The sequence below is a fragment of the Brevibacillus sp. TJ4 genome (genome assembly GCF_044627595.2).
Taxonomy (GTDB): domain Bacteria; phylum Bacillota; class Bacilli; order Brevibacillales; family Brevibacillaceae; genus Brevibacillus.
In genome coordinates this window covers 3,892,798-3,913,850 of sequence record NZ_CP185865.1, presented here as the reverse complement: position 1 = coordinate 3,913,850, position 21,053 = coordinate 3,892,798, and the positions used below count along the sequence as shown (strand labels likewise).

Annotated in this window: 21 protein-coding genes, 1 pseudogene and 1 riboswitch; of the genes and pseudogenes, 13 read left to right on the top strand and 9 right to left on the bottom strand. The window is 54.0% G+C overall.

Annotation, left to right across the window (positions count from 1 at the left end):
- Window positions 1–15 precede the first annotated feature (15 nt).
- The 4 genes from ACAF76_RS19265 to ACAF76_RS19250 are packed head-to-tail and all read right to left on the bottom strand — an operon-like array spanning window position 16 to window position 4,301.
- Window positions 16–771 carry an SDR family NAD(P)-dependent oxidoreductase gene (locus tag ACAF76_RS19265; protein ID WP_421617257.1) on the bottom strand — a complete coding sequence of 252 codons (756 nt, stop codon included), beginning with the start codon at window positions 769–771 and terminating at the stop codon, window positions 16–18.
- Window positions 772–802: 31 nt separating this feature from the next.
- Window positions 803–2,191, bottom strand: coding sequence for an ATP-binding protein (locus ACAF76_RS19260; protein ID WP_421617256.1), 1,389 nt, complete (start codon window positions 2,189–2,191; stop codon window positions 803–805).
- On the bottom strand, window positions 2,178–2,891 hold the full coding sequence (locus ACAF76_RS19255; protein ID WP_421617255.1) for a response regulator transcription factor: 714 nt from the start codon (window positions 2,889–2,891) through the stop codon (window positions 2,178–2,180). Before ACAF76_RS19255 ends, ACAF76_RS19260 begins: the two co-directional genes overlap by 14 nt.
- A gap of 45 nt (window positions 2,892–2,936) precedes the next feature.
- Window positions 2,937–4,301: an FG-GAP repeat domain-containing protein gene (locus tag ACAF76_RS19250; protein ID WP_421617254.1), complete on the bottom strand. Its 1,365-nt coding sequence runs from the start codon at window positions 4,299–4,301 to the stop codon at window positions 2,937–2,939.
- A 202-nt stretch (window positions 4,302–4,503) separates the two neighbouring features.
- Between ACAF76_RS19250 and ACAF76_RS19245 the strand changes: the two genes are divergently transcribed.
- Window positions 4,504–6,006, top strand: a complete 1,503-nt coding sequence (locus ACAF76_RS19245) for a hypothetical protein (RefSeq protein WP_421617253.1) — start codon at window positions 4,504–4,506, stop codon at window positions 6,004–6,006.
- A gap of 72 nt (window positions 6,007–6,078) precedes the next feature.
- Here ACAF76_RS19245 and ACAF76_RS19240 read toward each other — a convergent pair whose 3' ends face one another.
- Window positions 6,079–7,245, bottom strand: coding sequence for a cation:proton antiporter (locus ACAF76_RS19240; protein ID WP_421617252.1), 1,167 nt, complete (start codon window positions 7,243–7,245; stop codon window positions 6,079–6,081).
- Between the two features lie 289 nt (window positions 7,246–7,534).
- Here ACAF76_RS19240 and ACAF76_RS19235 point away from each other — a divergent pair.
- Together ACAF76_RS19235 and ACAF76_RS19230 are read left to right on the top strand one after the other, a co-directional pair.
- Window positions 7,535–7,858 (top strand): annotated as a pseudogene (locus ACAF76_RS19235) (DUF2500 domain-containing protein); the annotation flags it as partial.
- A 99-nt stretch (window positions 7,859–7,957) separates the two neighbouring features.
- The gene (locus ACAF76_RS19230; protein ID WP_421617936.1) at window positions 7,958–8,296 is read left to right on the top strand and encodes a cupin domain-containing protein; all 339 of its coding nucleotides are present in this window, start codon (window positions 7,958–7,960) and stop codon (window positions 8,294–8,296) included.
- A 90-nt stretch (window positions 8,297–8,386) separates the two neighbouring features.
- Here ACAF76_RS19230 and ACAF76_RS19225 read toward each other — a convergent pair whose 3' ends face one another.
- Window positions 8,387–8,521: a hypothetical protein gene (locus tag ACAF76_RS19225; RefSeq protein ID WP_421617251.1), complete on the bottom strand. Its 135-nt coding sequence runs from the start codon at window positions 8,519–8,521 to the stop codon at window positions 8,387–8,389.
- Window positions 8,522–8,548: 27 nt separating this feature from the next.
- On the bottom strand, window positions 8,549–8,836 hold the full coding sequence (locus ACAF76_RS19220; RefSeq protein WP_421617250.1) for a hypothetical protein: 288 nt from the start codon (window positions 8,834–8,836) through the stop codon (window positions 8,549–8,551).
- 207 nt (window positions 8,837–9,043) lie between these two features.
- On the opposite strand from ACAF76_RS19220, the gene ACAF76_RS19215 reads away from it, so the two are divergent.
- The 3 genes from ACAF76_RS19215 to clpP are packed head-to-tail and all read left to right on the top strand — an operon-like array spanning window position 9,044 to window position 10,467.
- Window positions 9,044–9,583: a winged helix-turn-helix domain-containing protein gene (locus tag ACAF76_RS19215; RefSeq protein WP_421617935.1), complete on the top strand. Its 540-nt coding sequence runs from the start codon at window positions 9,044–9,046 to the stop codon at window positions 9,581–9,583.
- Window positions 9,580–9,840 (top strand): hypothetical protein, encoded by a 261-nt coding sequence (locus tag ACAF76_RS19210; RefSeq protein ID WP_421617249.1) that lies wholly within the window; start codon window positions 9,580–9,582, stop codon window positions 9,838–9,840. Before ACAF76_RS19215 ends, ACAF76_RS19210 begins: the two co-directional genes overlap by 4 nt.
- Before the next feature lie 21 nt (window positions 9,841–9,861).
- Window positions 9,862–10,467 carry an ATP-dependent Clp endopeptidase proteolytic subunit ClpP gene (gene clpP, locus ACAF76_RS19205; RefSeq protein ID WP_421617248.1) on the top strand — a complete coding sequence of 202 codons (606 nt, stop codon included), beginning with the start codon at window positions 9,862–9,864 and terminating at the stop codon, window positions 10,465–10,467.
- 166 nt (window positions 10,468–10,633) lie between these two features.
- On the opposite strand, the gene ACAF76_RS19200 is transcribed toward clpP, so the two are convergent.
- Window positions 10,634–12,283, bottom strand: a complete 1,650-nt coding sequence (locus tag ACAF76_RS19200; protein ID WP_421617247.1) for a hypothetical protein — start codon at window positions 12,281–12,283, stop codon at window positions 10,634–10,636.
- A gap of 295 nt (window positions 12,284–12,578) precedes the next feature.
- On the opposite strand from ACAF76_RS19200, the gene ACAF76_RS19195 reads away from it, so the two are divergent.
- The 3 genes from ACAF76_RS19195 (at window position 12,579) to ACAF76_RS19185 (ending at window position 15,882) form a co-directional block, all read left to right on the top strand.
- A complete protein-coding gene (locus ACAF76_RS19195) occupies window positions 12,579–13,499 on the top strand; it encodes a LysR family transcriptional regulator (protein ID WP_421617246.1) in 921 nt (306 codons plus the stop codon).
- Window positions 13,500–13,596: 97 nt separating this feature from the next.
- Complete coding sequence (locus tag ACAF76_RS19190; RefSeq protein WP_421617245.1) at window positions 13,597–14,700, top strand: citrate/2-methylcitrate synthase; 1,104 nt, start codon at window positions 13,597–13,599, stop codon at window positions 14,698–14,700.
- A gap of 156 nt (window positions 14,701–14,856) precedes the next feature.
- A complete protein-coding gene (locus tag ACAF76_RS19185; protein WP_421617244.1) occupies window positions 14,857–15,882 on the top strand; it encodes an NADH:flavin oxidoreductase/NADH oxidase in 1,026 nt (341 codons plus the stop codon).
- A gap of 81 nt (window positions 15,883–15,963) precedes the next feature.
- Here the strand turns inward: ACAF76_RS19185 and ACAF76_RS19180 are convergent, their stop codons facing one another.
- Window positions 15,964–17,262 (bottom strand): homocysteine synthase, encoded by a 1,299-nt coding sequence (locus ACAF76_RS19180; protein WP_421617243.1) that lies wholly within the window; start codon window positions 17,260–17,262, stop codon window positions 15,964–15,966.
- Window positions 17,263–17,350: 88 nt separating this feature from the next.
- Window positions 17,351–17,461, bottom strand: a riboswitch (SAM riboswitch).
- A 211-nt stretch (window positions 17,462–17,672) separates the two neighbouring features.
- Here ACAF76_RS19180 and ACAF76_RS19175 point away from each other — a divergent pair.
- From ACAF76_RS19175 to ACAF76_RS19160, 4 genes are all read left to right on the top strand, one after another.
- Window positions 17,673–17,987 (top strand): rhodanese-like domain-containing protein, encoded by a 315-nt coding sequence (locus ACAF76_RS19175; protein WP_421617242.1) that lies wholly within the window; start codon window positions 17,673–17,675, stop codon window positions 17,985–17,987.
- A gap of 35 nt (window positions 17,988–18,022) precedes the next feature.
- Window positions 18,023–18,664, top strand: a complete 642-nt coding sequence (locus tag ACAF76_RS19170; RefSeq protein WP_421617241.1) for an SCO family protein — start codon at window positions 18,023–18,025, stop codon at window positions 18,662–18,664.
- A 168-nt stretch (window positions 18,665–18,832) separates the two neighbouring features.
- Entirely contained in the window at window positions 18,833–20,506 is a 1,674-nt protein-coding gene (gene rnjA / locus ACAF76_RS19165) for a ribonuclease J1 (protein ID WP_421617240.1), read from the top strand.
- Window positions 20,507–20,598: 92 nt separating this feature from the next.
- Entirely contained in the window at window positions 20,599–21,030 is a 432-nt protein-coding gene (locus ACAF76_RS19160; protein WP_421617239.1) for a BrxA/BrxB family bacilliredoxin, read from the top strand.
- Window positions 21,031–21,053: the final 23 nt, after the last annotated feature.

The window sequence follows — 21,053 nt, the reverse complement described above, 5'->3', positions numbered from 1 at the left end:
GGCTTACAGAGGCAGCTAGGGCACGTAGATCATCTTTCGCGTCATGCCGCCGTCGATCACCAGTTCTGCTCCGGTGATAAAGTCGTTGTCCCGCTGTGTCAAAAACAGACAGGCGCGGGCGATGTCTTCCGGTTTGCCGACGCGGCCGGACGGATGCTGCTCATGGTCTTCCAGGCGCAGCGAGGCGTAGTCGCCGGTTTCGATCCAGCCCGGGGAGATGGCATTGACGCAGATGCGGTCTGGTCCGAGCGAGACGGCCAGGGCATGGGTCAGCGCGAGGATGCCTCCCTTGGAAGCCGCGTACGCCTCTGTATTCGGCTCCGACATACGGGCTCGGGTGGAGGCGAGATTGATGATCGCGCCGCCGCCATTTTCCCGCATGATTTTCGCGGCTTCCCGCGAACAGAGGAAGACACTGCGCAAATTGGTATTGAGGATGCGATCCCATGTGTCGACGGAGAGGTCGTAGGGAGATTCCCAGTGGCTGACTCCGGCGTTGTTGACCAGAATGTCGAGACGGCCGTAGCGCTCTTTGACCATCTGCATGAGTGCCTCGATGTCGGCAGGGACGCTCACGTCAACCGGATGGAAAAAGGCGCTGCCCGTCGTTTCGCTCTTTTCGTTGATTGCTTCGGCTGTGGCTGTGCCTGCTTCACGGTCGCGTTCGGCGATGACTACATGCGCTCCGTACCGGGCGTACATCATCGCGACAGCACGGCCGATCCCGCTTCCGCTTCCGGTTACGACAACGACGGAATGTGCAACATTCATTCACGAAGCCTCCTGACTGATAAAAAGGTGATTACGCTGTCAGCGGCAACTGGATTGTGACTGTCGTGCCTTTGCCCAGTTGGCTGTCTACGCTCAGGTTTCCGGCATGCAGCTCGACGATCTCTTTGCAAATCGCCAGTCCCAATCCGCTGCCGGAGAGCTTGGAGCTGCCTTTGTAAAATTTCCGGGTAATATAGGCAAGCTCTTCCCTGGCGATGCCCTCGCCGGTATCGGACACCCGCACGAGCAGGTGCTGTTCCTCCCGGATGACCGCAACCCGGATCGAACCGTGCTGCGGCGTAAAGCGAAAGGCGTTGTCCAGGAGGTTGACGAACACTTGCTTGAGGCGATTGGGATCTCCGGTGAAGACCAGTGGCTCTGGCGGCAGTTCCATGCTAAGCGACACCTGCTTTTCCTGTTCGCGGACAGCAAATTGTACCCGTACGTCCTCCAAAATCTCGCGCAGGTCCATCTCTTCCCGCGAAAGCTTCATCTCGCCAGACTGGAATTTGGAAAAATCGAGCAGTTCCTCGACGAGTCCGATCAACCGGTCCGTCTCCTTGGAGACCACATCCAACCCCAGCATCGTCTCCTCCCTGTCCTTCAGATTGCCCGTAATCAACGTCTCCGTCCAACCTTTGATCGAGGTCAGCGGGGTGCGCAGTTCATGCGAGACGGAGGAGATAAAGTCGTTTTTCAGCTTCTCGTTTTTCTCCAGTTCTTCCGCCATATACACAAAGGTTTCCGCCAATGTCCCGACTTCATCATCGTAATGCTTGGTAGTCTTGATGGAAAAATTCCCCTTCGCCATCTGGGTCGCAGCCCGGGTCAACTCTTCAATCGGATCGACAATGCGCTTGGCAGCGAGCAGGCAGAGGAACAGGGCGAGCAGGACGACTACAGCCCCGGCACCAACACCGTACAAGGCGATGTGATTGACTGCGCGGTAGAGAGGTTCGGCTGAGATGGAGTAGCGCAATACCCCGACGTATTCATTTTCGTACGTCAGGGCATTGGACACGGCAATTACCCGTTCTTTTGAATGAGGCGTCATACCGACGTGGATTCCTGTCTCCCCCCGCAGCGCTTCCTGTACGTCCGGCGTGTAGATGACCTCACCCGTCTGAAAGCCATATGAATTGAGGATCAGTCTCCCGTTCAGGTCGAGAATCTCGATTTTGGCGTACTCGTCATCGCTGATGCTCTCCAGGATGTAGCGGGTTTTGTCTTTTAGCCGGTAATTCGCCGTGTATTTATTGATAAAGGTCGTGAAGGTGGTGGATCGGGTGACAAGTGCTTCCTGGGCTGTTCCGAGGTAATACGTATGGACAGCAAGATAAAAAAAGCTCTCGAGCAAGAGAACGATCAAGAGCAGAATGAGTCCGAAATGGACAATCAGTCTGCCTCTAATTCCTTTCATCAAAATGTTCCTTTCGCCACATGTATCCGTATCCCCATACCGTCTCCAGGAAGGCAGGATTGGCCGGATCCTCTTCGATTTTTTGGCGGATTCGCCGGATATTGACATCGACTACTTTCAGGTCGCCGAGGTAAAACTGGCCCCACACATTGCTCAGGATCTCATCGCGGCTGATCGCCTTGTTGGCGTTCTCGCCCAACAGCTTGATGATGGCAAACTCCTTTGGTGTCAGGTCGATCTCGACATCATTTTTGAAAAACTTTCGTTCGTCCAGCAGCATCGTGAACGGATCCAGGTCAATGCGTTTGGCCGCTTTTTGGGAGGAAGCGGGGGGAGCGGAGAGGCGGCGGTGCAAGGCTTTTACCCTGGCCAAGAGTTCGGCCGGGCTAAAAGGCTTGCATATGTAATCGTCGGCACCGTATCCCAGTCCCTTGATCTTGTCTGCTTCCTGGCTCTTCGCGGTGAGCATGATGATGCCCAGTCGCGGGTCTTTTTGCCGCAGACGGTCGCATACCGTGAAGCCGTCAATTCCCGGCAGCATGACATCGAGGATCGCGATCTCGATGCCCTGGTGTTGATCTGCCAGTTTCAGCGCTTCTTCCCCTGAGCCTGCTTCCACTACTTCGATATCTTCTCGCCGTAAGTTGATGCGGATAAAATCTCGAATCGATTTTTCGTCTTCCAGCAGCAGCACTTTCATCGAGTTACTCTCCTTACCATGATTGTATAGCATCAACGCAAATGTTTACAGCGGAACGGGCAGCGTGCGGTAGAGCTGGCGGATTTCGTCAGCCGTGAGCAGCATGGAGTTGTAGGCAGCCAGAGAGGCCCCGCTCAAATGCGGCTGTGCATCCGGCTGGACGGCGACATGCACCAGTTTTCCCGTCTCTTTTAACAAGACGTAGTTTTTGCGCTGCTGTTTCAGGCTTTCTTCGGCTTGCTTCCATTCTTGCAGGGGAATTGCCTGGAGGCTCAAAAGCAGCGCCTTGTCTTTGCTCTCCTCGTCGTAGTAGAAGAGATTGACCACTCGCGAATCAGGTTCCGGGTCTTCCTCCAGGGTAAAGGCGTCTCCCCATTTTTCAGGGATTTGGAAGTCGATTCCGTACACGTAGTTGCGGTAATGATCCTGCACATGAATCAGGCTGTCCTTGCCGTCCCATTGGTAGTAGGCAGAGATCCAGGGGACGGAGGCCAAAGGCAAATCTTCGCTCCCGGCTGGCTGGACGTGGATTCCCACTTCGATCAGGCCGTCCTGGTCAATGTCCTCACTGTACAGAGGATACGGCTTGAACGTAGGATCGACGCCCAGCTCGGCATTCGTCAGGGGGTTGCGCAGCTCGCCGTTGTCCCAGATCAGCAGCTCTGTGGATGCGGAATGTGCGCCCAGCCCGGCTTCCAGAAACAAGCCGTTGGTGTCGGCAGAGGCTTTCCCGATCAGCGCCCGCTCGTAACCGTTGATGTCACCCTCCAGTCTTGTTTCGGTCAGCATGGTGAGTCGATCCTCTTGCAATCCGTATAGCTGTACCGTAGAAGTGAGCTGGTTGTGGTTGTGCAGGACGAGGGCAAGCTCGGTCTGCCCGTTCTGGGTCAGTTCACCGACCGCCATGACGGAGTACGGCTGCTTGATGATTTCCTGGATGCCGCCCTGATCCAGCGAATAGACAGTAAGCTCTTTGTTCAACTGATCGCCGCCGCCCAGTCCGATCAGGATTTCTGGCACGTTATCCCCGGTCAAGTCGGCAAAATTGACGTAGTCCAACTCACTGCCCACGTTGGTAAAGGAAGCGAGCTTCTCCCAGCGCCCCTGGTTTTGCTCAAGAATCAGGACGCCGATCTCGTAATCGGTTTTTTCCGGTTTGTAAAACGCGATGACTTCCGGTTTGCCGTCGTTGTCCAAATCCTGCAGCGTGACTGCACTTGCTTCGTCCGGCTGCAAGGGAATGGTCAATTGTGCTCCGGCAGGAAGGTATTGCATCACGGCTTGGTTGATCGATCTGTAATCGCCATCTGCCGACGGAGCCCGCATCAATTCATTGGGTGTCTCAATCACCCCGCAACCTCCCGCCAACAGGGCCAGTAGAAGTACCGAACAGCGCCAGATTTTATTCATAACAGATATTCCTTTCTGTGCGTAAATCCATTTTCCTTCCTTACCTATTGTAGCTTGCCTCAGCGGAAAAGTTATTGCAAATCGGTAAAAAGCAAATATATCAAACCGGCAGGTACTTTCCAATGGCAGTGCGAATTGAAACATTTGGAAAACGATTTGCGTCAAACAGAAGCAGCTATCTGCAAAGGAGGCCGTAAACACCATGAAAAAACTTCGTTTGCCGATTCTCGTATTTATTCTTTTTTCTGCTGTTTCTGTAACTGCAGTTGCTTCCATCCCGGAAGATGCGCCAGTCTACTCTTCGGCGGTCAAACCAGTCTTTTCTGCTGGCACCAGCGCCACGCTTTTGACCCAGGCTATACATCCCAATGCGCTCTATACCGAAGAGGAGCGGACGTGGGAGGTAGCGGTGCAAGGACAGGAGCAGGGACGTTTGGCGATGACGACGGCAGTGCTTCCCAGCGGTACGTTGTATTATTTTCTCCGCTATGAACCAAAGGGGTGGAGCCCGGAACCGATCGTTTTGATAGTACCGATCGAGCTGCAGGAAGATTTTACATACCGGACGATTACGTATCCCGACGGTTTTGATTTCGTCAAGTCGGTCTGGTCCGAAGCCATGCAGGGTGAAGCCGGCACCGCTCTTCCCAAGGAGACGGCGTTTATTGAGGAATCCAACCGTTCGATGCTGATCGGCTACATAGATGTTTACGAAAAACAGGAGAGCGAGGTGCGCAAAGAGCGTTACGAGCTGGGCAAAGCGGTGCTTCCCACCCGTGAAGGGCTCGTCATCACCCTGCCGCAAGTCTCGAATTCGATCGTCGAGACCTGGGGGTTTGTAGGAGCGAAGCCGCTCTTCGACTGGGAGAGCAGTACCGCCGTCGACCTGCGGATGGGGGACTTCAACCGGGTGCGCAAATGGACGCGTGAAGGCATGCTGGTCGCCACGCCCAGCACGTATTCGCCCACGTCGCCGCGAAGTTTTTGGCTAAACCCGACGAATGCGGTCGGGGAGAAGTTTTTGCGAACTCAGGGCAGCCAGATTTTCGAAGATTTTGCCCTCGTATCGCTGTACGCCTCCTTGCGCTGGCAAAATGACAAGGGCTACTGGTATACGTCGCCGACTTCGCTCTGGCTAAACGGCGATTACGGAATCGGCAGGTATTTTTACGATACCCGCTTCAATACGGACCAGGCCCTGTTTCTGTTGAAAGGCTACAACCGCTACCAGGACCCGCGGCTGCTCGCGAGTTCGGAAGAGTACGCGCGCTACCTGCTCGACCATATCGAGGCACGGCATTTTTTGATGGATAACGGAGGCTATCTTGTATCCGACTACGCCTTTGACGCGAAGCCGGACATCAAGACGCATGCTTCGCTCAACCACCAGCTCGCCGAAATGAACTACCTGCTGGAGCTGTACAAGACAACGTCCAATGAAGAGTACCTCATAGCGGCGGAGAAGCTGCGGGACGGTGTGATTGCCACTGCGCCGCACTGGGAAAACGAGGCCGGCGATTTGCACTACGCGTACTTGCCGGATGGCACGTACGGAATGAAAGATTACCCGCTGTTGACGCTAAAAGATCTTCGCTACAGCCAGGCGCTGTTTGAACAGGTGTACGGTGAGCGTCATCCGGTGTTTGATACGCTGATTCAGATTAAAGAGGCGTACTTGCGGGAGCAGGGGCTGCCGCTGTACTAAGGTGCAGGGCTCGGGCCACACAAGCAAAAACTCTCTTCCCGGTATTTACCTGGGAAGAGAGTTGGTGTCGACTTATTCGCCTTTGTCGAGGGCCAGTTTTTCTGGACCTTCCTTTACTTTGGAGAAGAAGAATTTCATCAGCGGTGGCGTTACAATCGTCGTGACGAGTACGACGACGATCAGCACAGCAAACATGTCCGCAGTAAGCAGATTGCTTTCCAGCCCGATGGCGGCAATGATCAGGGCCACTTCGCCACGGGAGATCATCGCAGCGCCGACAGCCATCGAATTCGCCCACGGGAAGCCGCAAATCTTCGCTCCGATCGCGCCGCCGACCAGCTTGGTGAAGATAGCCAGGAGGCTCAGCAGGATAATCAGCCAGAGGTTGTTCAGGATGCCGCTAAATTCTGCGCTGACCCCGATCGAGGTGAAGAACAGAGGGACAAAAACAGCGTAGCTGATCGTTTCCGTCTTGTGCGTAATTTCGTTTTTGAAGTTGGTCAGGCTGATCGCGATACCGGCGATATAGGCGCCGATGATGTTGGCTACACCGGTGTAGTCAGCAAAGTACGCGAACAGAAAACAGATAATCAAGGCGCCAGTGACGACAGGCTCGGTCACTTGCAGCGGGGCGAAGCGCTTCAGCACCCATGGCACTACCTTCCAGGAAAGCAGAATGATGGCTCCAAAGAAAATCACTTTTTTCAGGACAACCATGCCCAAATCGACATCGCCGCCGGAAAAGCTCATCAGGAAGGCCAGCGCGAGGATGACCACGACGTCGTCGATTACAGCCGCACCGAGGACAGTAGCACCTTCTTTTGATTTTAGCTTGCCTAGCTCTTTTAGCGTCTGAACCGAGATGCTGACACTGGTCGCAGAGAGCAGCAGTCCGAGGAAGAGCGATTCGAAGGTGTGCATCCCCATTGCCATCCCGGCGAGGTAGCCGAGTCCAAGGGGTGCGATAATACCAGCTAGTCCAACGCTAGTTGATGCTTTGGCTGATTTTTTGAACTCATCCAGGTCGGTTTCCAATCCGGCGAGGAACATCAGCAGGATGACCCCGATCTGGCTCAGTTCATGGAGTATATCCGAGTTCGTCACCCAGCCCAGTACGGATGGACCGAGGATAATCCCGATAATCAGTTTCCCCAATACAGAGGGTTGTCCCAAGCGGACTGACAGATCACCAGCCAGTTTGGACGCCAACAAAATGATGGCTAGTTGCAACACAAGCATACAGCATGATCCCCCTTCAGAAATACGAATCACCATATAAGGGTTCGCTATTATGTTTCTTTCAAAAAGGCAAAAAGAAGCCTCTTGAGACAGGCTCCTCATATAAGTAAAACAATATGTGTTGGCTAGGACACTTTTCCATTGTAACACGTTTACTTGGGACAGTAAATGAACGGTGGCACATGCTGTCGGAAAATGCCGAATTCGCATCCAATTATGGTAAGATCAATACATACGGTTTTCTTATTGCGAGGGGAGAGAGGTTGTTTTGTTTTACGAACCGGGCTTTATGGGGATGCACAATATTCTGTTCTCACTAATGTTCACACTGATTCCCCTGATCGTCATAGGCGGGATTGTCTTTGTCATCGTCAAAGGTCTGCGGACCTGGGCGAACAATAATGCTTCGCCGGTCAGGCAGGAGCTGGTTACGGTGGTCGGCAAGCGAATGAAAGTATGGGGAGGCTCGGGGAATACCTCCGCAAGTACCTCGTATTTTGTGTCATTTGAAACAAGCGCCGGGGAACGCTTCGAACTGCCGGTCAGCGGACAGGAATACGGAGTTGTCCGGGAAGATGAGACGGGAATACTCGCATGGCAAGGGACGCGGTTCAAAGGATTTACACCACAGGCAAAGACGGCCGCACGTCCAATTGAGCAACAGCCTGTTTCTCGCCCTGTGGAACAGCAGGCGGCGCCACGCCCGTTTTCCATCAGCAAAAAAAATGCGGAGCACTACCAGTGGGGAGACGCGTGTGACGGCTGGCATCTGGTAAAAGGAAATGACTTGAGCGTGATTCACGAGCGAATGCCGGCCAGGACGGCAGAGGTGCGCCACTACCATGCGAGGTCGCGCCAGTTTTTCTTCGTCCTGTCTGGCGAGGCGATGCTCGAGGTAGACGGCACGCGCATCGTCTTGCGTCAGCACGAAGGCGTCGAAGTAGCGCCGGGAGTGCCGCATCAGATGAAAAATGAACGTCTGGATGATGTCGAATTCTTGGTGATTTCCCAGCCGACTTCGCGAGGCGACCGCATTGAGGCAGAACAGTAGAGGCATACGAAAAAAATCCTGACCGCAGCCGAGGCGCAGTCAGGATTTTTTGTTATGTTTGGGGTGAATGAGTTTGCAGTACGAAATCGATTACTTCCAGTTCATGTAATCGGTCATCTGCGCGAAGACTTCAGCCAGGCCATGCAAGCTCTCCACCGTCTGGTAGGCGAAGATAGGCAGGGCAACGACAAACAGCAAGGCTTCCCCGATAAATTTCGCGATCATACGATCAACCTCCTTTTGGATTCTCCGTCAAACGGATGGTACCAGAAGGCGATTGAGAGCATCTGATTCGCTGTCGGTGTGCTGCTTGCGCCGGAACAGGCGGGAGCGCAGGGTACCCCATGAATCCATCGGATACGTTTCAATCATCCGAATATTGATGGATGGCCTGTAGGCATCTTCTGTGCGAACTTGCATCGCCAGCATATGCGGATGGAGGCAGTGCCGCAGGTAAACAATCGACGTCAGCCCTCCCACAAAAGTGGCAAGCAAGGCGAAGATATCGTCCAACGAAAGCAGTAGCAACAGTTCTTCCATGGCGACACCTCCTTTAGATAAACCTCATTCTACGCCTGTTTAAATAAACAGGCAATAAGAAAATGTTCGGAAGCTGCATCCCAGCATTTGACAAAAAGAAAACTACGTAATAATATATTTTTACGTAAATGTTATTTATTGCGAGGTGGTTGTGTGGCCCAAGAGGAGCAGTTGGAGACCTATCTAGTCGAATCGCCGGAACAGGCCATGGCGCTGCTGAACCCGCTGCGCGCGGAAATCTTGAGTCGCCTGGCGGAACCAGCCTCTGCCGCGGAGGTAGCGAGGGCGATCAATGAAATTCCCCAGCGGGTCAATTACCACCTAAAGGCGTTGGAAAAGGTAGGGTTGGTCCGACGTGTGGGCAGTCGCCAGGTGCGCAATCTGGTCGAAGTGCTGTACCTGGCTATCGCCCGGACCTACGTGCTGTCAGAAGGACTGAATTGGGCAGGCAATACCGTGCAGCAGATCAAGGATCAAGGAGCGCTGTCCCACTTGGTTACTACCGCGGAACGGATCAAGCGGGATGCGCTCCTGTTGATGGAGCGCTCGGATCAGGAGGAGGATATCCCCAGTGCCACCCTGGATACATCAGTCCGGCTGGCGAGCGCCGAACAGCGGAGCGCTTTTGTCGAAGAGTACGTCCAACTGGTCAACGAGTTAGTGAAAAAGTACCAGCACTCCGCAACAGGAGCAGAGACGTATCAGGTCATTCTTGCGGTCTACCCCAAAGGAGGAGAAGAGGCGTGAAGGCGAAGCAAACCGAGCCCGTCATTGCAGGGCCGATCATCATCTGGGAGAGCAGTCCGCGAAAAGGAACAGGGCAGGTCGTTGCGCTCCCCGGGGAGCAGAAGCAGGGGGGCGTGGAGCAGGAGCCGACGGTGACGATCCGAAAGGTAGGCACCAAGGAAAGCCCCGCGATTGTCACCGAGGTATCTTCCGGCTTTGCCCAAAAGCGTTCGGCAGGCGGATCAGCCCAGTCGATTCGCATGAGCCTGGCAGCGTAGCGTATTTCATCCGGATATAAGATGAAGATAAAGGAGGAATCGGCGATGAACCTCGTCCCAGTCGTCGTGGAGCAGACCAGTTACGGAGAGCGTTCGTACGACATTTATTCTCGCTTGTTGAAAGACCGGATTATCTTCCTCGGCAGCGTGGTCGATGACCAGATTGCCAATGCCGTCGTCGCCCAGCTATTGTTTCTGGCTGCAGAAGACCCGAAAAAGGATATCCACCTGTACATCAATTCGCCCGGCGGCTCTGTCACGGCCGGTTTGGCGATCATCGACACGATGAATTTCATATCGCCCGACGTATCCACGATCTGCACCGGCATGGCCGCATCCATGGGAGCGATGTTGCTCGTTTCCGGTGCGCCCGGCAAGCGATTCGCCTTGCCTAATGCCGAGGTCATGCTGCACCAGCCGACGGGAGGCACGCAGGGGCAGGCGAGCGACATGAAAATCGCGGCAGACCGCATCCTGCGCACCCGCCACAAGCTGTACAGCATCATCGCCGAGCGTACGGGCAAAACGGTTGAACAGGTAGAGCGCGACGCCGATCGCGACTTCTACCTGTCGGCCCAGGAAGCATTGGAATACGGCTTGATCGACAGTATTATCGAAAAGCGGTAACGATTTGCGGACACAGCAGCCGTGTGTGGAGGAGTTCCTTGCACCCGGCTGTTTTGCCGTTGCCCTCTTTTTCACATTTTCTCGCCTGCAAAAAAAGAGCAGCCCGAAAGTCTCGATCATGGAGACTTCCGGACTGCTCTTGCTTGTAAAACGTGGTGTAACCAGCTTACGGCATCATCATAAATTCTTCGAACAATGCTGCGTTGTTCATCATGAATTGTTGCAGATTCATGCCGACTTCTTGCTCGATTTCCATCATTTGCATGTCATCCAGTGTAGCGAGATTCACGCTGTTGTCTGCGCTGATGGTCGGAATCTCCAGCGGCTTGCCGAACTCTTCGGTCGCGTTCACTTTCAGACTGATTCCTTGTGGCATATCTGGCGTAGCCTGATCGAAGTTGATCGTGACATCGGCTGTCGATTGACGGCCACTTTCCGTGTTGGTGACGTTTGCTGTGATGTCGCCCGACAAAGACATTTGCTCTCCAATCGTATCGTCCAGTACGGAAAGCGTGAAGGAATAGGTTGTATTCTCTTGTTTGTCTTGTTTTGTCGCTTCAAACGTAGACGTCAAATCAAGATGCGGTTCGTCTGCCTCGACGAACAGGAAGCTCATCGTTCCGTTTGTTTTTCCGTCTTGTTCGGTTGCTTTGTAAGTGAAGGTGATTTCGTTGCTATCCCAGTTTTCTGGATCATGTACGGAATAGCGGTGGTACGTGTCAGCACCGTTGGTAAAGGCGACGCTGTTCCACAGAACTTGCTCTTCGTTTCCTTGCTCACCGGTGAAATACAGCTTGCGGGAAAGAATGTGATAGTTGCTGTCGACCATCACGACCATTTTCAGTTGTTCCTGCGTCGGTGTGCCGACTTTTACTTCTTCGATCATATCTGCAAAAAACTGGTCGTACTGTTTTTTGAACTCCTCCTGGGACAAGGCGTTGACCGGATAGCCGCTGTCGTCCATCAGTGTGGTCAGATTGCTGTAACGCGTGTAGAGGAACGTGAGCAGCGCCTCATCCGCTTTTGCCTTTTCTGCGATCTCGGTCAGCAGCGCAGAAGCCTCTTCCTGGGTGAAGCTGACGGTAATTTCCTTGGCTTTCGTCTCGTAGCCTTCCACGTTGAAGGTAGCTGCGTCATTCATGCTGACCTGGCTGTCCTTGACGCTGCCCGCGTACAGCAGCGCGTACGGAGTCAGAAGCGACTTTACTTCGCTGCTGTCCAATTTCACAGCCTCGTAAAAATCGCCAGTCGTGACAAAACGCTTCGGCAATCCCTCTCCGAAATTCGCTTCCAGCGTGTCCCGGTCTTTCAAATCTGCATAGAAGTACTTGCTGTAAAAGTCAGGCAATGAAAAGCCGAATTGGGTATCCTTTTGAAAGTATTCGAGAGAAGTCAATGGAGAACCGTTGAGATGCAGCTCTACTTTCCCGGATTGAAGTTGGTTTTTCTCATCCACATTGGCGTCCATTACGACTTTGGCACTGCTGAGCAGGTCCAGCACGGCCTGTGCCGACGGATCTGGAATATCGGCGTCCAGGACAAAGTCGGAAATCTCCGTCGTCGTGTGTACAGGTTGCTCCAAATATGGTTTCATATACGCATCGTATTCAGCATAGGCAGTGGATACTTGATCGGAAAGCTGCATCATGCTCGTCGCCTCTGCTTGCAGGTAAATGGTTTTCGCACTCTTGAACAAATCGAGCTTGGCGTAAGCCGTTCCCAAACCTGCCAGTACGACGACTACGGCGGCACCGATGCCGAGCATCATTTTTTTGGATTTCTTGCGTGGAGGACTTGCGTTGGTTGTCGTCTCCATTTCTCTTCTCCCCTTTACGGTTTCTATCTCTAGGTTACAGGGTGCCCGTGTTTGTCGATTTTTGCACCCAGTTTCGTATTGTAGCACAGGAAACAACATGAAAACCATAATTAGTAAATTTAAAATGAAATAAGGAAAAAAGTACCTGCAATCTTGTGCCTTACGTCCTGTATGCAAAATTTGGGAAATAGAGTGGATGTCCGTGCATGATTTGCCGATATTAGGAAGAAGGATGTACGGAGTGCTGGGAGGGTGTGAACGATTTACAACTGTCTAGGAAGAAAGGGGAAGGCACGTGGATTTACGCGTTTTGCAAACATTTCTTGTGGCGGCGACAACGGAGAACTTTCACCAGACGGCGGAGTTGTTGTTTATTGCTCAGCCGACCGTAAGCCAACACATTCGCATATTGGAAAAGGAATTGGGCATCCCTCTGTTTGAACGGGTGGGCAAGCGCGTCCGGCTGACTGCGGCCGGGAAGCGGTACCTGCCTCACGTCAAGAGCGTATTGGAGAAGTGGAACCACGGCCTTGAAGACTTGCAGGCATGGCGTCAGGGGTACCGGGAAAAGCTGGAGATCGTCGTCTCCCCGATTATCGCCCGAACGCGATTGTCACATTTGCTTCATCGCTACACCAAGCTGTATCCCGATGTGGATTTGTCGATCAAGATCGCAGAATCTGTCGAAATAGGACCTTGGGTACAAAAAGGGCAGGCAGACCTGGGCTTGACCCGGATTATTCCGGGAGAGTTCCAACTGTCGGCATATTTGCTGTATGAGGACCCGATCGTGTTCGTCGTCCCGCACAACGGCGGAGATATGGAAGCGCCGCTGCCGGATTGGGAAAATGAGCTGGAAACGAAGCGGCTGCTGACCTACAACCACCCCGGCTACTGGGATGAGCTTTTGCTGCTGCTGCGACAGCGAGGATTGGCTTTGCGGACGATGGCTGTATCCCAGGTCGATATCACCAAGCGGTTCATCGAAGACGGGCTGGGCGTGTCCTTTTTGCCACATTCGGCGGTCACCCGCGATTTGTTTGAAAATCGCTTTATCGAGCTGCCGACGCCCGGACTGAACGTGCCCAAAGTGGCCTCCTACCTGGTCGTTCCCAAGGGGGGCATGAGTGAAGCAGCCAAAGCGTTTGTCGATATTTTGCGTTCCCTGTATCCGCCGATGACACCTGTGCTGCCGGGAGGAAGAGCGCAAGTCTAATTACAAAACAAAATCAATACCACTTCAATATTTTATTTATCATTACGAAAGGTGATTAGTATACTGATAAGAAAGAGATGTTGAAGGGGTGGAGATGATGGGTTCACAACCTATGCTGGCAGTTGGCCTGGACGGAATCGCCGTAGCGGAAACAGACTTGAGCCTTGTCGACGGTCTGAATGGATTACTGGTATATCGCGGCTATTGGGCGCGGGATTTGGCGATCAGACATACGTTTGAAGAAGTGGCGCACTTGCTGTGGTACGGTCACTTGCCAACCGAGCAGGAATTGGCAGCGCTGACAGACAAAATGAAAGCGAAACGCACACTGCCTGATTACGTCAAGGCGGTCATTCGCGCAATACCCGCAGATGTGGACATGATGAGTGTGCTGCGTACTGGCGTGTCGGCACTGGGCAATTCGACGCACCGCTGGCCACCTACGATTGACGAAGTCATTTCCGTTGCCGCGAAAATGCCGACGATCGTAGCCTTTCGCCATGCCTGTGTGCAAGGGCGGGAACCGCTTGAGCCGGATGCCGGGCTTGGACATACCGCCAACTACCTGTACATGCTGAAAGGAACAAAGCCTTCTCACGCGCATGTACGGGCGCTGGATGCGTACCTGATCTTGACGCAGGAGCACGGCATGAATGCTTCTACATTTACAGCCCGGGTCGTCAGCTCGACACAGTCGGATCTGATTTCGGCGATTGCCGGCGCGATTGGCTCGTTGAAAGGACCGCTGCACGGCGGCGCACCGTCGGAAGTGACGGAGATGATCGAAGCGATCGGAAGCAAGGAAAATGCGGAGCCATGGCTGCGCGACAAGCTGGAGAACGGCGGCAGACTGATGGGCTTTGGCCATCGCGTCTACAAGACTGTCGATCCGCGCGCGACCGCTTTGCGTGTCGTCGCCTCGGAACTGTCGGGTGACGATCCCTGGTTTGACCTGGCGACACATGTGGAACAGGTGGGGCTGAAGCTGCTGGAGGAATACAAGCCGGGTCGCAAGCTCAACACCAACGTCGAATTTTTTGCCGCTGCCGTGATGCGTGCCGTCGGTCTGGACGACGACTTGTTTACGCCTACCTTTGCCGTCAGCCGCGTCGTCGGTTGGGGTGCCCATGTGCTGGAGCAGGCGGCGAACAACCGGATCATTCGTCCGCAATCGATCTACACCGGTTCCATGCCGGAGTAATCCGACTGCAAAACAGGCAGACGTCCACTTGCCCATGCCGGCAAGTGGGCGTTTTTTACGCGATGCGCGAGTCCGGGGTGGGAGAAGTGCAGCACGAGATTGCATTCATGGCTGCACTTTGGCATGATGGTGAAAAAGAGGAGGAGGAGTGAAAAAATGGCTTTGTTGGCTGCCCCGTTTCAATTCAAGGGACTTACATTGAAAAATCGTGTGGTCATGCCGCCGATGTGTCAGTATTCCGTAGAGGCGCATGACGGTACTCCGACTGACTGGCATTTTGTTCACTACGTTTCCCGTGCCGTAGGCGGAACCGGACTAATTATCGTGGAGATGACAGATGTGGAGCCGGATGGCCGGATTACCAACCGCGACCTGGGGCTGTGGTCCGATGAGCAGATCCCTGCATTTGCCCGCATCGTCTCGGAGGTACATAAGTACGGAGCGAAAATCGGCGTTCAGATCGGCCATGCCGGACGGAAGGCGGAGGACGCGGAGGTTCCGGTCAGCGCCTCGGCGATTCAGTTCCCTGGCTCCCGCTACAAGATGCCGCGCGCCTTGACGACAGAGGAAGCGGAGCAGATGGTGATCAAGTTCGCCGAGTCTGCCCGCCGCGCTGTGGAGGCAGGCATGGATACGATCGAGATTCACGGTGCCCACGGGTATTTGATCCATCAGTTCCAATCCCCTCTGACGAACAAGCGCGATGATAAGTACGGACGCGATCTCGCCCTGTTTGGCGTGGAAGTGATCGAAGCGGTCAAAAAGGTAATCCCGGAGGACATGCCGCTGATCATGCGTCTGTCTGCTGTTGAGTATGTGGATGGCGGTTACGGGCTGGAGTACAGCACGGAATTGTGCCGGCGGTACAAGGAAGCGGGTGTGGACATTTTCCACCTGTCGAGCGGAGGAGAAGGACCGATCGGCTCCGGAGGCCGTCCGGGTGTGCATCCAGGCTACCAGGTTCCGTTCGCGCGTGCGATCAAGGAAGCGCTCGACGTGCCAGTGATCGCAGTGGGCCGCCTGGAGGATGCGCAGTTGGCGGAAGCGATTCTCGGCAACGGAGACACCGACCTGGTCGCTGTCGGACGCGGAATGCTGCGCGACCCGTACTGGGCGATTCATGCGATTCGCGAGCTGTCTGGCGAAATCGAGCTTCCCCAGCAGTATTTGCGCGCATTTTAACGAATCCAAGGACAGGAAATGAAAGCAGCCCCGTCGCAGCCAGTAGTTGTCGCGACGGGGCTTTTTTCGATGTTTTGTTTGTTAGACCGTGCTTACGTTGGCTACCTGTTTCAAGGCTTGCTCCAGGTCGCCGATAATATCGTCAATCGATTCGGTTCCTACGGACAAGCGGACCATTCCCGGAGTGACGCCGGCAGCAGCCTGTTCTTGTTCGGTCAACTGCTGGTGGGTCGTGCTGGCCGGATGGATGACCAGCGACTTGGAATCGCCCACGTTTGCCAGATGCGAGAACAGTTGCAGGGATTCGATCAGCTTTTTGCCTTCCGCTACACCGCCGCGAATCCCGAACGTCAGGATGGCTCCGGCACCTTTTGGCAAGTATTTTTGCGCCAGCTCATACTGGCTGTCCCCTTCCAGCCCCGGGTAGTTGACCCACTCCACTCCGGGATGGGAAGCGAGATAGCGGGCGACGGCGAGCGCGTTCTCGCTGTGCCGCTCGATCCGCAGATGGAGCGTCTCCAGCCCTTGCAGGAAGAGGAAGGAATTGAACGGCGCGACGGCTGCTCCGATGTCGCGTTGCAGTTGGACCCGCGCTTTGATGATGTACGCCAAAGGCCCGACCGCTTCCGTGTACACCACACCGTGGTAGCTCGGGTCCGGAGTCGTCAGTCCGGGGAACTTTCCGTTGTTCCAGTCAAATTTGCCCGAGTCTACGATGATGCCGCCGATCGCGGTACCGTGCCCGCCGATAAACTTGGTCGTGGAATGGACGACGATGTCGGCACCATGCTCGAATGGACGGCAGAGGATCGGGGTCGCGAACGTGTTGTCGACAATCAGCGGCACGCCGTTTTCGTGGGCGATGGCCGCGATCGCCTGCAAATCGGCTACGTCGATGCGCGGATTTCCGATCGTTTCGCAAAAGACAGCTTTTGTCTTGTCGGTGATGGCAGCGCGGAAATTCTCCGGATTGGACTGATCGACGAAGGTGACCTTGATCCCCAAGCGCGGCAGGGTATGGGCGAACAGGTTGTATGTCCCTCCGTACAGACTGCTGGAGGAGACGATCTCATCGCCAGCCTGGGCGATGTTGAGGATCGCAAACGTGATCGCAGCTTGCCCGGAAGCGGTTGCAAGTGCGCCCACGCCTCCTTCAAGCAGGGCGACGCGCTGTTCAAAGGCGTCCTGGGTCGGATTCATAATCCGTGTGTAAATGTTTCCGAATTCCTTGAGCGCGAACAGGTTGGCAGCATGCTCCGTGTCATTGAACACGAACGAGGTCGTCTGATAGATCGGCACAGCGCGCGAGCCTGTCGCCGGGTCGACCGTCTGTCCTCCGTGTATGGCGATCGTCTCTGGTTTCCACTGTTTTTCTGACATGACAAGATCTCTCCTTTTCCGATTGAAGGTAAAAGTAAAAACGGAGCCTTCTCCTGAGTAGAAGAAGGCTCCGGTCATCCCGTGCGCACATTCATCTCTCAGAATCCGTGATTCGATTCTGCAGGAATTGGCACCTTGCATGCTCCATGCTGGTTGCCGGGTTTCATCGGGCCTGTCCCTCCACCGCTCTTGATGAAAGCTGGGTCTTGCTCTAATTGTTGTCACAATTGTAAGAAAATAATGACTGGATGTCAACAACAATACGTAAGTTTTCAGGTTGGTTTTTGAGGGATTGGCAATGCAGTCAGCGATTAGAAAATCAAAAGGGCTTGTGATATGATGAGTAGTGGAAAAAAACCAATCGCTCTTTACATACATCGATGGAAATACCATTTCAGGGGGAATAACCAATGGACGATCAAGTAAAAGAAATAACGCCGGAACAACTGCTGGAAAAGCTGGAAGCGAACGAACCGGTGCAAGTGATTGACGTGCGCGAGGTAGACGAATGGAACGCCGGACACATCAAGCAGGCCAAGCTGATTCCGCTCAGCTTTTTGCCGCATCGCATGCATGAACTGGACAAATCGCTGCCCGTCGTCTTCGTCTGCCGCAGTGGCGCGCGCAGCCATACGGCGACCCAGTTTTTGAGCAGCCAGGGATTCGACGCTGCCAACATGGTAGGCGGCATGCTCGCCTGGCCCGGTGAAAAAGAAGTAGAATAGAGACATAGATATAGATACAGGGGGAGGAAATAGCGGTGAGTGGAGAACAGATGCAACAGGAAAAACCGGGTCAAAAAATCTGGTTTCCTGTCTTGGCTGGGGTGCTGATTCTGGCCATTATCGGAGTTTTGGGCTATCCGTACATGCAAAAGCAGCAGATTCCCGTCTTGAAGGCGATGAGTGACTTTACGCTGGAAAATATCGATGGCACGACGTACACCTTCTCGGAAAGCACGGGGAAAGTCCGCCTGGTCGAGTTTATCTTCACCAACTGCCCGGACATTTGCCCGGCGACCACCTATAACATGACACTGCTGCAGGATAAACTGAAGGAAGAAAATCTGTTTGGGGACAAGGTGGAATTTTTGACGATCACCTTTGACCCTGAGTACGACACCGCAGAAGTATTGCAGGAGTATGCGGAGACATTTCGCGCCGATCAGAGCGGATGGAAGTTCCTGCGCGGAGATGAAGCGGCGATCGAAGCTGTCACCCAGGATTTTGGGATGGCTGTGATGAAGCTGCCGGATGACAACTCTCCGAGCGGCTATTCGATCACCCATACCGCGCGCATGTTTCTCGTCGACAAAGACGGCAATATGCGCCAAGCGTACGGCATGGCAGCCGATATGGACATGGATTTGATGCTCAAGGAAATGAAAATATTGGCCGACTAAAGAAAGATTGTGCAACGCCCACTTGCGAGCACCAGTTTAGCAAGTGGGCGTTTTGTATGAGTCGGCATTGTTTGGACCAGAATCTGTCAACACTAGATGAAACGAATTGCTTACAATGTGTTACAATAGAAATGGCATGCTTGGTTCGGGTTTCCAAAATCATGCACGATGACGTTAGGAGGAACAAGTTTGAGCGACGTTAAGATTTTCGCGATGGGCGGACTCGGCGAGATCGGAAAAAACATGTACTGTGTCGAGTACGAGGATGAGATCATCATCATTGATTGTGGGGTAAAATTTCCGGAGAACGAGATGTTCGGGATTGATCTCGTGATCCCAGACGTCTCCTATCTGATCTCCAATCAGCATAAAATCAAGGCGCTGTTGTTGACGCACGGCCATGAGGATCACATCGGCGCGATTCCTTATGTGATGAAACAGATCAAGGCGCCGATTTACGGCGGACGGCTGACCCTCGGATTGGTCAAGACCAAGCTGGAAGAGCATCGGATGCAAAACGATGTCGAGTTGATCCCCATCTCCGAGGACACGGAGATTCCTTTCGACCGCTTGAAGGCTACCTTTTTCCGCACCAATCACAGCATTCCGGATTCGTTCGGAATTGCCCTGCACACACCAGAAGGCATCGTAATTCATACCGGTGACTTCAAATTTGATATGACGCCTGTCGGCCAGACTACGGAATTCGGGAAAATCGCCAAAATCGGGGCGAGCGGCGACGTGCTTGCTCTCTTGTCGGACAGCACCAACAGTGAACGCCCCGGCTTCACGATGTCGGAGAGAACCGTCGGCGAAGGGATTCTCGATGTAGTGCGCAAGGCACGGGGCAGAATCATCCTCGCTACCTTTGCTTCCAATGTGCATCGCCTCCAGCAGGTGGTAGACGCCGCCCAGGAGTGCAACCGCAAAGTAGCGGTGATCGGACGCAGCATGGAAAAGGTATTTCTCATCGGGCAAGAGCTCGGCTACATCCAGATGCCAGAGGGCATGCTGATTGATATTAAACACATCGACAACTACGCGGACAACCAGGTGCTGATCATTTGCACGGGCAGCCAAGGGGAGCCGATGGCAGCACTGACCCGGATCGCTTCCGGATCGCACCGCACCGTTTCGATCTATCCGGAGGACACGGTGATTATCTCCGCATCGCCGATTCCGGGCAATGCGGTCAACGTAAGCCGCACGATTGACAAGCTGTACCGGGCAGGGGCAAATGTCGTCCTCAGCCACGTGTTCGACATTCACGCTTCGGGACACGGCAGCAGCGAAGAGTTGAAGCTGATGCTCAACTTTATCCGTCCGCGCTATTTCATTCCGATCCACGGGGAGTACCGGATGCTCAAGACCCACTCCAAGCTGGCGCAGCAAGTGGGCATCGAGGAGAGCAACATCTTCTTGATGGACAACGGTGACGTGCTCAACTGCAACCGGGAAAAGGCGTGGCTGAGCAAAGTGCCGGCAGGTATCGTCCTGATCGATGGCAGCGGAGTGGGCGATGTCGGCAATATCGTCCTGCGCGACCGCAAGCATCTGGCGGAAGACGGACTGATGGTCGTCGTCGTCAGCCTGGACATGAAAAACTTCAAAATCCTGACTGGACCGGACATCGTCAGCCGCGGTTTCGTCTACGTACGCGGTTCGGAGTCGCTGATCCAGGAAGCGACTGCGCTCGTTCGCCAGCGATTGCAGGAAGCGCTGGACAAGAAGATCAAGGAATGGTCAGAGCTGAAGGCGCAGATCAACGAAGTGATCAAGCCGTTCATCTATGAAAAGACCGGCCGCAATCCGATGATCCTGACCATTTTGATGGAAGTGTAAGCCTGCACACTTCCCGATTCTCCTCAGCAGAGGAACGGGGTATAATGGTGGTAATGGCTTAATCGCTATTTTTTCTAAAGGAGAGATTGCCCATGATGTCGTATGAAGCATATATGAGCCAAGTAATCCAGCCGATGCGTGACGAATTGACACGCAACGGATTTCAGGAACTGCGCACCCCGGAAGAAGTAGAGCAAACCCTTCCTAATGCCAAGGGTCTGGCGCTGGTCGTCGTCAACTCCGTCTGTGGCTGTGCCGCAGGACTGGCTCGCCCGGCTGTCGTTCACTCCCTGAACCACCCGAAAAAACCGGATCATCTGTACACCGTATTTGCGGGACAAGACAAGGAAGCGACTGCGAAAGCACGTGAATACTTTGAAGGCTATGCACCGTCTTCCCCGTCTTTTGCGATTATGAAGGACGGCAAAATTATGACCATGATCGAACGCCACCAGATTGAAAACAACGATCTGCAAACCATTGCCAATCTGCTGACCAGTGCGTACGACAAGTACAGCGAATAAGGAAACAGACGAAGACGCTCGAA